The organism is Rhodopirellula sp. MGV, from assembly GCF_002251265.1.
Taxonomy (GTDB): Bacteria; Planctomycetota; Planctomycetia; order Pirellulales; family Pirellulaceae; genus Stieleria; species Stieleria baltica_A.
In genome coordinates this window covers 133,335-149,901 of sequence record NZ_NPDI01000052.1, presented here as the reverse complement: position 1 = coordinate 149,901, position 16,567 = coordinate 133,335, and the positions used below count along the sequence as shown (strand labels likewise).

Annotated in this window: 9 protein-coding genes; 5 read left to right on the top strand and 4 right to left on the bottom strand. The window is 53.3% G+C overall.

Translation table 11 applies throughout. The annotated features are described in order from the left end of the window. The first annotated feature begins 10 nt into the window (after positions 1–10). Positions 11–1,195 (top strand): NAD-dependent epimerase/dehydratase family protein, encoded by a 1,185-nt coding sequence (locus tag CGZ80_RS19130; protein ID WP_094417279.1) that lies wholly within the window; start codon positions 11–13, stop codon positions 1,193–1,195. A 149-nt stretch (positions 1,196–1,344) separates the two neighbouring features. Then, positions 1,345–2,094, top strand: coding sequence for a sulfotransferase (locus CGZ80_RS19125; RefSeq protein ID WP_158222777.1), 750 nt, complete (start codon positions 1,345–1,347; stop codon positions 2,092–2,094). 133 nt (positions 2,095–2,227) lie between these two features. Here the strand turns inward: CGZ80_RS19125 and CGZ80_RS19120 are convergent, their stop codons facing one another. Further along, a complete protein-coding gene (locus CGZ80_RS19120; protein WP_094417277.1) occupies positions 2,228–3,058 on the bottom strand; it encodes a class I SAM-dependent methyltransferase in 831 nt (276 codons plus the stop codon). Between the two features lie 141 nt (positions 3,059–3,199). Here CGZ80_RS19120 and CGZ80_RS19115 point away from each other — a divergent pair, with 141 nt between their 5' ends. After that, positions 3,200–4,093, top strand: coding sequence for a glycosyltransferase family 2 protein (locus tag CGZ80_RS19115; RefSeq protein WP_094417276.1), 894 nt, complete (start codon positions 3,200–3,202; stop codon positions 4,091–4,093). Positions 4,094–5,202: 1,109 nt separating this feature from the next. On the opposite strand, the gene CGZ80_RS29140 is transcribed toward CGZ80_RS19115, so the two are convergent. Beyond that, positions 5,203–7,968: a G8 domain-containing protein gene (locus tag CGZ80_RS29140; protein ID WP_094417274.1), complete on the bottom strand. Its 2,766-nt coding sequence runs from the start codon at positions 7,966–7,968 to the stop codon at positions 5,203–5,205. 1,059 nt (positions 7,969–9,027) lie between these two features. On the opposite strand from CGZ80_RS29140, the gene CGZ80_RS19095 reads away from it, so the two are divergent. Together CGZ80_RS19095 and CGZ80_RS19085 are read left to right on the top strand one after the other, a co-directional pair. Continuing rightward, a complete protein-coding gene (locus tag CGZ80_RS19095) occupies positions 9,028–9,879 on the top strand; it encodes a PEP-CTERM sorting domain-containing protein (RefSeq protein WP_094417272.1) in 852 nt (283 codons plus the stop codon). 507 nt (positions 9,880–10,386) lie between these two features. Continuing rightward, positions 10,387–12,048, top strand: a complete 1,662-nt coding sequence (locus CGZ80_RS19085) for an FAD-binding oxidoreductase (RefSeq protein WP_158222776.1) — start codon at positions 10,387–10,389, stop codon at positions 12,046–12,048. Between the two features lie 88 nt (positions 12,049–12,136). Here CGZ80_RS19085 and CGZ80_RS19080 read toward each other — a convergent pair whose 3' ends face one another. Both CGZ80_RS19080 and CGZ80_RS28085 read right to left on the bottom strand, forming a co-directional pair. Then, positions 12,137–13,270, bottom strand: coding sequence for an SDR family oxidoreductase (locus tag CGZ80_RS19080; RefSeq protein ID WP_094417269.1), 1,134 nt, complete (start codon positions 13,268–13,270; stop codon positions 12,137–12,139). Positions 13,271–13,273: 3 nt separating this feature from the next. Continuing rightward, complete coding sequence (locus tag CGZ80_RS28085; protein WP_158222775.1) at positions 13,274–16,123, bottom strand: AMP-binding protein; 2,850 nt, start codon at positions 16,121–16,123, stop codon at positions 13,274–13,276. Positions 16,124–16,567 lie beyond the last annotated feature (444 nt).

The following is a 16,567-nucleotide window of genomic DNA, read 5'->3' as shown; positions in this document are numbered from 1 at the left end:
AATCACTCAAATGATGAAAGTTGCCGTCCTAGGTGCGTCTGGTCTTGTCGGTGCAACCGTCGTAAGCCAGCTTGCATCTGATCCAGAGATTCAGATCCTTCCGTTGATCCATAGCACCGGGCGAGCTTGGCGTTTGGCCAGACTCGGAATCGATCTGGAAACTGCAGACGTGATGGATCTGCCTCAACTGACCCAAAAGCTGCAAGGTTGCACGCACGTGGTCAATTGCTCTCGCGGTCCCGAACCGGTGATGTTGAAAGGGATTGAGAACATCCTTGCCGCTTGCCGACAGGCGGAGATTCAGCGTCTCGTCCACTTAAGCAGTGTTTCGTCATACGGGGACATCAAAGACATCAGCGACGTTACCGAAGATCAGCCGATTGGCGAAATCCACTCTGCCTACTCTCGAATCAAAGCCGAACAAGACCGCAAAGTACGCGCCGCCGTCTCGAAAGGATTGGACTGCATTTCGCTTTGCCCGCCGATGATCACAGGGGTGCATGCTGGCTTCTTGACAGGGCTGATCAAGCAAATCAAATCACGTCGCTTTGCTTTAGTCGACGAAGGAAACCAACCGTTCCCTTCAGCCGACGTGCTGAACGTCGCTCACGCGATCATTTGCGCTCTAAAAACGACACACGCGGTGAACGGCCGAGTTTTCGTTACCGATGGACGCACAGCGACATGGTCCGAACTGGCGTACGGCTTGGCCAAGCCACTTGGGATCGACCACTTGATCGGGCGAGTCTCACTTGAAGAAGCGACAAGAATCATTGAAAAGTCCGAGGGTCCAAAAGCCAGTTTGACTTCCGCAGCAAAACACCTCGCGTCTTCCAATGTACGCGACGCATTGAAACGAGACCCGTGGTTCGCATCAGCGGAAAAGTCCGCGAAGAAGTTGATCCTCAAGATGCCTAACCCAGTGATCAACAAACTGAAAGGTTCAGGGGGCAGCGGAAAAGTCCGGCGTCGTGTGAAGCCGACCGATCGATTGGATGGCCCCGGTTTGTGGCGACAACTTCGCGGCCTGACATTCTCAATTGAAAAAGCGATGAACCAGTTGGGCTACACTCCCGTGGTTGATTTCGACGAAAGTCTCGCATCATTTCACCGTTGGTATGCGGACCAAACGGGAATCAATGGCGAAAATGCAGACCTGTTGAAGTTTCTCGATCCCGTTCCTTCGGCCCTGTAGTTTTGGCGGTGAGCTCAACCTATCCCTCTTGGATCGTCCATCGCCAGATTCCCCGAATCCTTCGGGGAGAACGGATCGTCCCGGCCGCGCGATTTCTCCGTGCGGCGTGCTCAGCATCTTCAGCGGCCAAAGATCGTCCTGTCTTTGTGTTGAGCGCTGGCTGGCGCAGCGGTTCGACATTGCTGCAACGCCTTATCTGCTCAAGCGACAAAACATTGCTTTGGGGAGAGCCATTCGGAGAATTCGTCCCCGTTCACCGATTGTGTCGTACCATCGAGTCTCTCACCGAAGATTCACCACATCTGACCTATACCTGCGAGAATCTTGAGAAGCCGCTCGCAGAAAGCTGGATTGCAAATCTCAATCCGGGAATCGACGCGTTGCGGCGTGGCCACCACGGCTACTTTCAATCTCAGTTTGGTGACGCCGCTTCCGAGCGTGGGTACACGAATTGGGGAATCAAATACGTCCGAGTGACCGGATATCACGCGCATTATTTGAAATGGATCTTCCCGCAGTGTCGTATTATCTATCTGGTTCGTAATCCGATCGATGCCTATCGGTCGTACAAGCGGAAATCCTATTGGTTCACCGAACGCCCGGATTTCCGAATCGATAGTGCGACTAAATTCATGTCACACTGGGCGTATCTCGCGGACTCTTTCCTGAAGACCGCCGATGAGCTTGATGCTTGTCTTGTACGGTACGATCAACTGGCAAAGGACCCAGCGATTATCTCGCGATTGTCAGACTACCTCGATTGCGAACTCGATGCATCGGTGATCTCACAAACGATCGGTTCGCGAAAGAAAAGTCGCTTTAAAGTCCAACCCTGGGAACGGTGGATCTGTCGACGCCTGACATCGACCTTGCAATCGGCGCTCGGTTTTAACAACTAGCACTGCTGCAACGAACGCAGCTGCCTGGTCGCCAGTAAGTCAGCGACCGGCAAAGGCAACTCTTCTTCAACGCGGGGCTCTCTACACGCATCTTCTCGATGCGTCACGCGTTGTTCCCGGCCAAAGCCAACGGCTACTTCTGGCAAACCAATTCGATCCGGAAGATCGGGCGTAGCAGCGGTGAACGCACCATCTTTCGGCGTAGCTTCGCTGGCCAAGGACGCAACAGCAACTCCATGAAGCGAACGGGTGCCATGGGGATCTCGAAGCGGTGACCGCTGAATCGAATGACTTTTTGGATTCGCGTGTAGCCGATCTTTTTGCATAGATCAGCGATTTCTGCGTTGGTGTACTCCTTGATGTGCATGCCGGTCGCCGTTTCGGAGAAATGCCGGCTGACATCGGCTGGTCCCATGTAGCAATGTGGCGTCCGCAGGATCAGCACCCCTCCAGGACGAAGTGCATCGTGAACGGCGCGGATCTGGTCAACAGCATCTTCGGGGTGCAAGTGCTCGAGGACTTGGTTGTGGAACGCGATATCGACGAAATCCTTTTCGTCGGTCCCAATCCCGACACCATCGCTGATCACTGACTCGAAGTTCTCTGGGGCGTCGATACGCGAGAGTGCCTTTTCGGCAGACACTTCGACGACAACGACTCGCCGCATCAACTCTGTCATCCGCATCGCAGTTTGACAATCGCCCGCACCCACTTCCAAGTAGACGCCATCGCTCCGAATGTAGGGATTAATCGACCCTAACTGCTCGTCGGTACGCTGCTTGATCTGATCCGGCGAGACTTGCCTTGTCATCCCAGGATGGTCGGGAACCCGTGTGTACAATTCGTTGTAGACTTCGGAATATAGCCCCGACCGACGGGTGGTTTTGTCTGCAGATTTTAGCCGCCCAACCAGTTCACGTTCGACATCGTACTGGTGGCGTAATTTTTCAATCGTTCGATTCATCAGATCCCCGATCACTCATTCAATTGGCCTGGAAGACACCCCCCGCACATAAACTGCCAATCATAGCCTAAACCAACTTGGCAACAGAGCGAATCTTTCGTAAATCGCGGATCACTTTCTATTCATCAGACCACATTCCCCATGAACCCGGCCGAACCTTTAGTTAGCGTTGTCATCCCGTGCTACAACGCGGAACGATTTTTGAAGGACTGCGTGACAAGCGTCCTTGAGCAAACGTACGCGAGCATCGAAGTCATCCTTGTCGACGACGGCTCGAAGGATCGCACTGCTGCAGTCATCAGCGAGTTATCCGCTGATCAGCGAGTCCGCGGTGTTTCTAAAACAAACGGTGGTGCTGCCTCTGCACGAAACACGGGGATGGCGGCATCGCGTGGCGACTTCATCGCGTTTCTCGATTCGGACGACCTTTGGCTCCATGACAAACTCGAAAAACAGATGCAGAGGTTCGCTTCCGCGGATGTCGCGATTGTTTATTCCAGCCGAGAAGATATTGACGAAAACGGCCATGTGATCCCGTCGAATCCGCTCGAATCGTACCGAGGACACGGACTCGCTGGCCAACTGCTAATCAAGAACTTTGTGCCGATGAGCAGTTCTGTCATGCGACGTGAGGTTTTCGAATCGATCGGTAATTTCAATACAACGTACGCAAGATCAGAAGACCTTGAGTTTTGGTTGCGAGCGGCGGTCGACTTTGGTTTCGACTTTGTTGCCGAGCCACTCGTTCGACATCGCCGCTGGTCAGAACAATTGACCCAAAACAAGACAGCCGTCTTTGAATCAAGCCTGGAAATTCAGCGTGACTTTATGGCTCGTTTTCCTCATGCTGTGACACGACGTGACGCGCGACGAGGATGGGCCAAACGGTACAATGGCCGCGGCAAAGCACGTGCGTTAAACGGGCAACGCATCTCCGCAATCGCTGATTTCGCACGCTCACTCCTCAATGACCCTCTCTTTGTCCCCGCATACAAGAACGCATTCAAAGCGTGCTTGGGCCGTTTGTCACCGTGACAACTTCAAGCCGGCTTTTCGCTGCCGCCGCATTCTTAGCTGCACTTTTGATGCTGCTCGGATCGTGGGCTCCGTTCGACTTTCAGTGGGAATTGATTTCTTCAACTTGGTTCCCCGCGAACATTGCCAAGCGTGGGATCTCACGTTCTGATTTGGCGGCCAACTTTATTCTTGGCATACCACTGGCGTTTGCCATCGTTGGATGGGGCATCCCAAGCAAACGATCTATGCGTCCGATCGTTGGAAGCGTCATTGCAGCCATCGTGACAACGATAGGCGTTGGCCTGATCTGTGAGATCGGGCAACACTTTCTCCCCAAGCGAACCGAATCGCTGATCGACGTTGGTGCGCAAACCGGAGGTGCGATTTTTGGAGCCTTCTTTGCATTCGCAGCTCAATCGCAACTGCGTGATACCAAATCGTGGCTTGATCGCTCAACACAAGCTGTCCCTACTGCAGCTTTTGCGGACCTGATGTTCGCAGGCTTGGTGGTGTGGTTCTTGCTGCCGTTTCAGATACTCGTCACGCCACCGGAATTCGCTCGAAAATGGTCAAAGGGGCAGATCGAACTACTGCCATTTACGCGTCCCCTGGAATCATGGGGCGACCTATTCAGCGAAATGGTCTTGGGGGTGGGAATCGGCGCGATCATCGGCGCGTGGATTTGGTGGGGAAGTTGGATTCGTGCCTACTCGCGACGATCATTCCTTGTTGTGCTCGTTGCCTCAATCTCGGCAAGTTGCTTGCTCGAACTCGTTCAGATCGGGATCGCGACCCGAGTCGCATCTGCTACGGACAGTTTTTTTCTCGCAGTGGGTGCGGTGATCACAATCACGTGCGTCAAACAGTTCAGCGAATCCGAACGCACAAATCACTTGGACCGCCGGATCGAAAAGCAACTCGCGTTATTACTCGCCGTTGCGTTCGTATTCATGGCGTGGTGCTTTGTCGAATGGCGTCCTTATGAATACGCCGACAGCACCAAAGCGTTGCGGCAGCAATGGACAAACTTCCGCGAGTCGCCACTAACGCCACGCCGAACGTCGAACTGGCTTTACCTCTCCGACCTTTTCCGCACGGTGGTGATGTCAGCAATCGTCGGCGGATTGTTAGGGACCATTTCGTCGATCAATTACCGTTCCGATTGGACCGGTAAGCTGCTCGTTTTTCTCGCACTCGTCGCACTGGTTTCCATCTCGCTGACGATCGAAGTAGGAAAATTTGTCGAACTCCATCATCGCGTCGATGTCAGCGAATTGATCGTGCGTTTTCTGGCGATGTTGTTCTGCTTCGTCGCCATCGTACGCATTAGTCTTCTTCGGAAACCAAATCCAGCTATCGCTAATCAAGACATCATTGCCTAGGCGACCACGCAGCCGATCGATTCCGGCTTGTCCGTTCAAGAAGTCGTCGCCTTCGCCACCGTTTAAGATGTCGTCGCCACCGCCGCCAAAGAGTCGGTCGTTTCCTTCGTTGCCGTGCAAACGGTCTTCACCGCTGCCGCCGATTAGCGTGTCATCACCATCACCGCCATAGGCCACCATCAGTAACGATGTGCGGTTCTCGATGTGGTCGTTGCCACCGTAGCCGACGACGTGGATCCAGTTGATCAAGTTGGCCGGAACACTAATTTCAACACCACGTTGCGTTACAACAATTGACTCACGGTCCTCTGACCAATCGATGATGATCTGATCATCGCCCGAGCTGCCATCGATTTTCAACCGGTCATCGAAAATCCGTAAGTTCGACGGCATCGCTGGCGGCGCCAAGTCAGCCGCCGCTTCGTCGAGATCTCCTTGTTCAAGAACTCCGACGCCTTCTTGCCATACGTTCGCGACCACATCCGGAAGTGCTGAATCCGGTAGCGGGGAGACGAGGGAATCGACGAACTCGACATCGGTGAATGTCAAAATGTGTCGATCGGCAACATCACGAAAAGCAACGTTGACTTGGTTGGCGAAAATCGAATCGCGAAGAACGGCACTGGCGCCTGCATTTGTCGGCCCAATAAATCCGACGTTCGCTCCGCTTACTTTCGCACCTATCACTCGGTGTTCAAAGTTTTCGTAGAACGGTTGACCGAAATCGAACCCTTCGGTCGTTCTTACAAACGCATTCGTCTTGCTGCTTTCACTGACACTACTGGATGCCGGGTCAAAGACGATGGTGAAGTCAACCATATCGACCTTTGCATCATGATACGCAGTCACGCCTTCTTGCACGTTCCAAGCTAAAAGCGACTCGAAGGTCTGACGCTCGTATTGATCGATACGTCCCTGCCCCTGCGACCAAGTCAGCCAAAGACCGCCTTTGCTGGCGACGACTTCGTTGTTCTGGAACAACTCGATCTGGTGATGGAAACCTTCGGTCGGCCGGTCTTCGTTTCGATAGTAGCCGTTGAAGTTGTACCCGTAGCCAACCGCATCGTAGACGGTGTTCCCGACAAACAAATTGGAACTAGACCGCCCCCAGAACCCGGAGCCGTCGGTTCCGGTTTCTAGAAAGCGTTCGTCCCGCCAATCACGATGCCAAGACACGCCTGCGCGCTTATCATCCGTTTGGTGACCACCATCGACTTTGATGACCAAGTTGTTTTCCAAAAGGTTGCCCGTTTCAGAACCGTCTTCGAGCATGAAGCCAGCGCCATCGGTGTCGTAAACGATGTTTCCTGCGAAGTACCCGTCGTCCGTATCGTGAATGACCACTCCCCAGCGAAGGTTCTCTTCGACAACCGAATTGGTAAAACTGATTTCCCCAGTGACGTGATGGAAATGGAACGAATAGCGGCCGACAGCGTTATCACCGAAGTGGACCACCTCGCCATTTTCAATCACGGTTTGATCGATCGGCTCGTCGGCCGATGTTCGGCCAAGCGATTGAAAATCAACCGAATCGACTTCAACCGAGGCGTTTCCTGCTGCAAGCATGTGGCCACGAGTCCCCTCGGGATTTTCCGAGCGGATGACAATGTTACGCGTCAAGTTCGCAACGTGTGCATAGCGTTCGACACCAAATGGGTTGAGCGGGGTGCCAGGGTGAGCAAAGGTAAGCGGGGCGAAGGAGATCTCTTGTCCATCAATCGCTGTGAGAGCAACAACCTCCGAATCTTGTACCACCGGCACGTTTTTCTGGGTGAGCGATTGCACGGTTTCGGGGATCAACAGCCGATCGTTGATGTCCCAGTTGCTCGGTACTTGATCGATGGAACCGGTCGATGCCCCCGTTTCCAAGCCGGAGGTCAGCCGAACGGCAGTTGTCTTTTCCGCGCCATGCGCCGTGAACGCGCCAAAAATGATTACCCCGGTGCCGAACTCCGAATAGTCGGTCGGGTCTAGCTCGGTATCACGGACAACGATTTCGGCACTGGCCGCAACCCGGTCACCTTCCGTTCCGATGGTAAGTTCCCCAGTGGGTAGCACCATCAAATTCGTCACCCACAGGCTTGAATGCTCATGTGTGTCGAATGAAAGCGAGCCGCCGATCTCGAGCGAATCGATCGGAGTCGGGTTTGCGACGTCATAAATCACGTCAATCGTTTTCGGGATTGAGACGATCGCATCAAGGCGAGGCACTTGGTGAGTACTCCAAGTGTTCGGATTTGACCAATCGCCATCGCGAATCGCGACTACATCGGGATCAGCGGCAAAGCGTGGAATCACGTCATGCGGAGTCACAATGCTGTCATCCATCACCATGATGTGATGACCATTGTGCATGTCATCCATCATCGCACTAGCATCCGACATGCCATCGGTCATCGACATGTCAGCTGCCATCAAGCATCGCGATTCCATCACCTGAAACGAGGGAATGAATCGAGAGAGTCGAGCCTTCGGTGCAGCGTTCTTACGGTTCAGGGGTTTCCAAGCCATTATGACAATGCTCTAGGGATACGATGATTCAAGCTGTTCAGTACCGCAGCGATCAACGATTTCGGCAGACGCGAACCCCACCCCGGAAACTCCGTCACTGCTCTCATCGTGTATCTGCTTGGCGTCAACGATCGCAGGTGCCAAGCATCCCGCCGTGGACGGACAGAGTGTAATTGCCAACCGTCCAATCGGGGGTTCCGATTAGGCAATTTAGTAAGCACGCATGGATCATACGGACCTTACTGGGTCGCTGCAATCGACGTCTATCCGACAGCCCGAAGATCGGCGAGTGTGCAAACAGCGTCGTTCTTCCGCCACACAGGGCGCAAGCGGTACTGTTCGAAACAGATCGACAGATACAACTTGGAAACGCAACTTGAACGGTAAAGTTATCAAAATTGTCATAACCACCCAGGATATCACAATTCACACATGCTCATTTGGACACTTTGAGTCGCCCTCATCACAATCGCGCACGCCTCCCGTCGGGATTTCGGGATCACAATGACCACAAAAAGCGAGTTGCCCAATGTTTTTGAGTCCAACATGCGTTTCGAAGCGGACCGGCCCGTAGGGGAGGGGGTAACAAACCGTCAAAACTGGATTGATTTCTGTCTGAATTCACCTACAATCAGCGGCATGTTCCCTCGAATACTCATAGCCGTACTTCTCGCCATCGGAGCGACTCATGTCGCCTCTGCCGGGGTGATATTCAGTGGCATGGGTGAAACAGAGATTTCGGCGGAACGTTATCTGAGCTGCTGCATGTCTGCTGCGGCTTCCGATCACGACAACCAAAGCGGCGATGTGGAAGCGTCACCAGGACAGAAGGGCACCATAGCCCCAGTACCTGTACGCAGCTCGACGTCTGGACATGCACCGCTCTTGAATTCAACTGACGTCTACGTAAGAGCCAGATGTCACGAAACGATTAAGCTCGGCAATGACCGATTGCCGAGGTCGCCATATCTCCGAGGCGATTTAAAACCTGTCTAGGCCGGATGTCGTGCTCCACGATGTTCGACATTTTTAGGTTTTAATTTTGAGTTTCAATTAGTAATGAAAAAACTACAGTTTGCAGCCTTCATGGCTTTGGTTTGCTTGCAGATTCAATCTGCATCTGCAACGGTCCTCGGAAGCCTTCTGACCTTCGACGGTGTCGAGGACAGCTTGGTTGACGATAGCCGTTCGAGCTTCTTCGACAACGACGGCAACGGCGTTATCAGCGTTGGTGACGTCGTTTACGGTTTCGCAGCAATGAGCGAAGCGGGCCCAACCAATTCGGAAACTTCGATCACTGATCAAGTCGTCGCTGTTTTCGCAGTTCAGGTCACTGGCACTGACCTCACCGGCACTCTACTGAACGGTGGTGTTACCACACCAGGACAAGATCTGGGCAGCCTGCTCACCGGAACCGGTTTCGCTCCAATTGACAACGGCTTGGGCGATGCTGCGTTTGTAATCCTGTCGCACGCTGGCCTGACTCCTGAGCCACTTTCGTTCTCGTCGATCTCAGATTTCACGTCTGCCGACTGGGAATACGAAGCGACTCTGGGTTTCGCCACAGGTTCGAATGACTACCTGCACGTCGACGCAACCTTCCAACCGGACGGTGGTGGCGGATTTGTTCTTGCAAGTGCAACCGAGCGTGGTGGCTTCACCGTTCTTGACTCAGTTTTCACTGGCGCAAAGTTCTTGCCTGTCTCGAACCTGCGTTTGGACGAAACTGGCTTCTCGTCGCACGAAGTCGTGCTCGATAACGCGATCATCCAAGATGCGGGCCCAACCTCACCCTGGGACTTCATCGACCAAGCTCGATTCCGCTTGAATGCGGTTCCTGAGCCTGCAAGCGCTCTCGCTTTCGCCGGCATCATGGGCTTGGCTGGATTCAGCCGCCGTCGCCGCAAGTAAGAACTTGCCCAACAAGAGCGGCTAGTCAATACGATCAGCCGCCTAAACTAAATTGATTAGCGGGGTAGCCAACTTGGTTACCCCGCTTTTTTTGTGCGCCGGTTTGGCAATCACTTGCCCAAATCCTATTTCACGAAGCGCACCAACGTTCAGGTCACCAATTTGCCAAACGATTTCGATGCTACCGGTTGAATCGATTTGAGCAAACGAGTGGATTGTATTTTGCGCGGAGCAGTGTTTGGGAGCTGTCTGCCGCTTTCACTTACCCCGCTTCACGCCTACGAGCGATGTATGCTGATATCGGAAAAGGCCGTCCAGTTTACCTGGACCGCATCGCTTGGACTTCCGAAAACGTTTGCCGCCACCACGCACTGCAGCAATGGTGACGTCGGTCAACGTCGAGCATGGACGCATTCACCTTTACTGTGAATGACAATTGCCGTAATGCCTAAGGTGAAGAGGCTCGGCAATGCACTCCATCTTCCCCATTCCATGGGATGCTCACAAATGAACACATTGGCTCCAGGCATTTCAGAGACAAAAACGAAAGTGCTCCGTACTCAACTTGAATCCATTGTTGGGGCAGAGCACGTACTGCACTCTGCCGCAGACGTTGAAGTCGTCTCGAGAACCAACATTCCACGTCGCAACATTCCCAGTTTTGCTGTCTATCCTGAGACTGCGGAAGAGATTGCAGAGATCACGAAACTCGCCAACGAGCACTCCGTTCCGATTTGGCCGGTAAGCCAAGGCAAAAACTGGGGCTACGGATCCAAGTCTGCGTGCTACCCGGGCGGCATCACCCTGGTCTTGTCTCGTATGAACAAGATCGTCGAGGTGAATGAAGAACTCTGCTATGCCGTAATCGAACCCGGCGTGAGCTACGGTCAGCTGAATGATTACTTAAAAGAGCACCACCCGTCGTTGTGGGCGGATTCATCGGGCAGTACAGCCGACGCGAGTGTGATCGGCAACGCGCTCGATCGCGGCCGTGGAGTGACTCCCTACGCGGATCACTTTGGTGCCCTTTGTGGAATGGAAGTTGTCCTGCCCAATGGCGAATTGCTGCGGACTGGAACCGGCCCTGATGGCGACTACCCCGCGTGGAACGTTTATAAATGGGGCACGGGCCCGTACGTCGATGGGCTATTTTCACAGTCCAACTTTGGCACCGTCGTGAAGAGCGGCATTTGGCTGATGCCCGCGCCAGAGAAGTACGACTTCTTTGTGTTCGAGTACACCGCAGATGAAAGTCGCTTTGGCGAGTTCCTGGACACGTTCCGAAAGTTGATTTTCCAAGGTGTCATCCGATCCTATCCACACTTAGCGAATGACTTCGCGATGCTGTGCATCGTCGATCAGTACCCCAACGACTTGCTTCCGGAAGGTCGTCGCCACCTCAGCCATGAGGCGATGCAAACATGGAAGAAACGACTTGGCGTGTCTGACTGGACGTTCGGATGCGGAATGTATGGCACGAAAGGAGAAGTCAAGCTTCATCGCAAGATTGCCAAGAAAGAACTCAGCCGATTTGGAGAAGTCGTATTCGTCGGCGGGTGTGAAAAAGACACGCTCAAAGGCCGCATGATGCTGAAGGCTGCTCGCGCGGCGCTTCGCATGAAAGGCAAGACAGTGAAGCTGCTCGAAGGCCTTCCCTATGCGATTCGATTGTTCCAAGGCATCCCTACGGATTACTTCGTTCGCCAAGTGTACTTCAAGTCGCACGCCGAAAAACCATCGATGGGCGATGTGGAACCTGCACGCGATGGTTGTGGCTTTGTCTGGATCGGACCAGTCGTTCCATTCACTGCATCGCACTTGACCAAGTTCTTAGACGAGGTGAAGCCGCTCTATGAAACTTTCGAATTCGATTTCTTTGTCGAGCTAATTATCGAAAGCCCACGAAGCGTGATCGCTCTGTTTGGACTGTTCTACGACAAACAGAACGAGGACGAATCCGCACGAGCAGAAGGCCTTTACGAAGCGATTCGCGTGCTATCGCATGAGCGTGGCTATCCTCCGTACCGGGCAAGCGTTGCCAGCTCCACAAAGGCACTGGATTGCAACCCCGTATTGAAAGACACCTTGCACGGGATCAAACAAGCGTTGGACCCCAACAACATCCTCGCACCAGGCCGGTATGGCGTTGACCTGACCAACCAGAAATAGACAGGGTGATTGAAACCGGGCATCAATTATGCCCGGTTCACCTCGACGGAATTTGAAGCCAGCCCCGTTGGCGTACCTGCCAACCGGGCTATTTTGTGTCGTTATCATGGCTCGAATACTTGTCGGTCAGATAACGTCGGATGACGGTTTCAAGATATGCTTCTGGTCTTGGCAAAACGACACCGTACTTTGCAAGCCATGCCTGTGTTTCAACAGAACAGAAGTCCTGTCGTCGCCCCAGGTATGCTAACAAGTGAGGCAATGCCTTGGCGCTTCGCCGGATCGGCTTCGGACCAACCACCGAGCCCACCCGGGCAGCGAGTTGCAGCGTTACGTTGGGCGGTCTGAACCGGTCTACACATTGAATGTCAAACTCTGCAAACAACCGCTCGACAATCGATCGAATATTTTCGACACGCAAGTAAGGGTCGATCCCCGTCGAGAGATGAAAGACTCGGCCCACCGAATCGCGGCCGAACATTGACTGCTTAATTGCTGAAGCGACGAAGTCCACCGGCACAATGTCCAGCATCTGTTCGCCTAGCTTTGGCAAGATTCCAAAGGTCCGTCGTCCCGATAGAAATTCGCAAAGGTGATAAAACACTTGGTAGGCATACACCTGGCCAGTCACGGCATCTCCCACGACCATACTTGGTCGGTGGATCGACAATGGCATGCCGGCTTCAATGGCTTGCCAAAACAGTTCCTCAGCTTCTGATTTTGCTTGCTCATAGGTGTTGTGAAAGTGCCGATTCGTGCCAAGTCGCGTTTCTGGTATCACACCTTCCATTCGACCGGCAACACCGATGGTGCTGACCACATCGAGCTTTCGAAGTGTCGGCATCTGCTTTGCCAAATGAAGAATTTCTTGTGCCGGCGAGAGCGCACACTGACGTGCTTTTTCGATGGACTGGTTCAACCGAACATTACCAGCACTATGCACAATCGATTCACAATGATCCGCGACCCATCGATACGCTTCCGATGTCATGCCAAGACTGGCTTCGCTGATGTCACCTCGGATCGGATGGATTTGTTCTCCGATCAACGACTCATCCGTTCCGATCTTCTGACAAAGTTCCGAACAGCGGTGATACAAATGCTCGTCCGACTTTGCACGAATCAATACGGAGACCTCGGTCGCTTGATCGGCCAGCAATTGCCGTAGCAATTCGCTTCCGACGACGCCAGTCGCCCCGGTGAGGAAAACGCTGAATCCCATGGCTTATCCTCGCACTTGGCTTGGCTCGTCACAGCAAAACATCTTTTCGACTTCGTCACGAAAGTTCGCCTCTATCGTACGGCGCCGCTTTTTCAAACTCGATGTGAGCTCGCCTTTTCGAAGATCGAACTCGCGATGAATGACGTGGAATTCAACAATGCGCTCATGTGGCTTTAGCTCGCCCTCCGCATTCGCCAAGTCGTCGCGTAGAAGTAAACGCGCGGCTTCACTATTCGCGATTTCTTCGCGCGAAGCATCGAGCGTGAACATTGGCCGGACGGTATCCCAAAAAGAAGTCGATGGAACGATCAGGGCGGCGAGATGTTTTTTGCCTTGTCCGACGACCAAGATGTCACCGACAAGATCACATTGCCGGTAGACGTTTTCGATCATTTCGGGGGCAATTTTTCTACCAGTCGATGTCTTAAATTGGCTGTCCTTGCGCCCGGTAATTACGAGAAACCCTTCGTCGTCGAAACGCCCCAGGTCTCCGGTCGCATAGAACCCATCTTCATCAAGCAAGCTGTCGCTTGAGTGAAGGTAGTTACTAATACAGCCTTCACCCTTGACCAGTATTTCGCCATCATCAGAGATTTTGATCGTATTGGCGGGGAACGGCTTGCCGACGGTGCCAAGCTTTTGGCAATCGAGACGATTGGCTGCCATAGGGACGATGTTTTCGGTCACACCATAGGCTTCCAAAATCGTCCAGCCGACTGATTGAATTTTCTGCGCGACCCCCACGTCCAACGGTGCGGAACCGGTGACGATGTACTTGAGGTTTCGCCCCATCAGCTTTTCGAGTTGCTTGCGGATGAGCCGACGCACCATCCGCTTGGTTCCTTTCACTTTTTCGTCTTTCGAAGTGAAGGCACCACGAGCATATTTCGCAAGCGGCGGAGGCAGCTTTTTGAAGCCTTCGTCAATTGACTCGGCAACCTTCTCCAAGAATCGCGGCACCGCGAACAAGACCTTCGGGTTTACCGCTTGTGCCGTTTGCGCCAACTGCCTCGGATCGGGCTCAAAGTAAATGGTTGCGTGCTGGAGCATCGAGACCAGGTTTGTCATCCGTTGAAACAGATGATTCATCGGCAACCAACAAATCGTGGAGTCGCCTTCATTGATAATCGGGTACTCCCGATCGATTTCATTGATCGCCAACACCATTTGTCGATGGGTGTATTGCAACGCCTTTGGAATTCCGGTTGTTCCAGAGGTAAACACAATCGTTGCCGGCGTTTCACCTGATACTTGTGGAAGTGTCGCCAGTTCTTGACCCGCCGCATGATCGGAGCCTGTATTTGGCTCGTTGACCAATCCACCAGCTTCATCCATCAACAAGAGTTCGATTCCGAACCGCGAGTAATCGAAGTCTTTGACGGGATCGCCAATCACAACAATCGCAGACAAATCGACCGCATCACCCGCTGACTGAATTGCCGCGGCAGACGAGTTTGCGTCCAAACCGACGACGACAGCTTGAAGACAATAGGTTGCCATCTCGGCAACACCCCAACCGACGGTCGAACGACCAATGATGGCGACCTTGTCCCCGGCGGTGACTCCGGCTCGGAGCAACTGATTTGCGATCGCCAGAACTTGGTCATGGTACTGCGTCCAAGTCAACGTTTGCCAAGTCCCATCGGCATCTCGGTAGCCGACAGCAGGCCGATCGGGAACTTCCTGCACCCCGCTGCGAAGAACATCAACGACGCTCAAACGCTGGAGAGGCTGCTTTTTTTTTTGCTCCTCCTCCGACGCGCCCGTGATTTGATCTCCGTATTCTGCACCTTGGCTTTCTCGCGTGATCGCCAGCTCTTGTTCCTTCATACCAAGCCATTGCAACGATTTGGCAACGTTGCGTCCCAGGAACACTTTTTTGCGGATCATAAAATCCACAATCGGTCCCGCGATTTTCCAGTAATTCTTACTCGCCTTGCCTTCACGGATCAGCTTCGAAAACTCAGGAGCATAGGGATTGAATCCAAGATTTTTCAGGTCGGAGTACATCAACAGCCAGTTAATTGGACAGTTGCTGTGAATCGGACTGGCACTCTTTTTGTTCTTGATCAGCCCAAGCTTGACGACGAGATCAATCGCCTCCTCTTGGCTGTAATCCCATGCATGAAATGGTGCGATGTAGCGAGGGAATTCTGTGCCCTCTGGGTACGAGTGTGGATTCCAAAACAGCGACAACTCGTGTTCATCGAACAAGCCTGATTCGACAAGTTCCGGCGGAGTCCAATCCTGGTTGCAAAGCAGGTCGCGTGAAAACTCGTATTCCATGCGATCCGGCTCGGGTTGCCCGGGCGCATACCCGGCAAACACAACAGGGATATCGTTGTTCACCGCATATTGCAATGAATAGCCTTCAAACAGCGGTGCACAGATGTAGCAAACCGTACGCACCGCGCCGCGTGATTCCTGATGGGAAAGCAGGAACCGGAACATCTTCTTGTAAAACTCCGTCGGCGGACGGAACGATACGTGTGGCACATCCAGCAACTCCACGGTGCGTCGGATGTTTTGCCAAGCGATCTCGGGGATGTTCATGTCGGTCGTGTACGCCAACACATTCAGACCATGCTCTTTTTTCAGCTTGTAGAGCAACAAGCAACTGTCTTTGCCGCCACTCAGATTGACCAAGCAGTCGTACTGAGCACCGGAATTGCGGCAGGCTTCAATCGTCCGCTCCAAGTCCGCCTTGTAGTCGACGCGCCGCGACTCCGCCTTGACCGACAGGCTGTAGAGTTTCTCCGAGTCACAGAATTGGCAAACCGAGTCAGAATTCAGATTGGCGCCCGGCACTGCAGTCGGCAACAAGCACGACTGGCATTTTGAATGTGTGGACATAATCCGCCCCCCTGTTGGCGTTGATATGGCTTCGCCGCTCCGGCAGAAGTAGACAAGGTTACGTCATGCTGACCATTCAAAACTCAACGGCTACGTAGGTTGAAAAGAATGTCTGGTATCGCACCAAGTCATGTCGATTGAATCCATGGCGCGAATTCCATTGATTGATAGCAAATCTAACGATTGCAATCTTTCAGTCAGCGAAGACGGTTGCGCGTCGAAATCCGGATAAGCCCCCGTTGCCTGATTTGCGTCCTCACGCGGTCGTCGCCTGGATTTTACCCGCACCACTCCGACAAGTGATAGCCTGGCACCGGCTTCCGCTTCGATACTTTGAATTGCTGGACTACGCGACCAGCGGTCCCCACTCCGTATTTCCCCCTCGGATGATCGCCCCCTCGGCCGGGACCGGTTCGACTAGACATGCTTGCTGGCGGATTCATA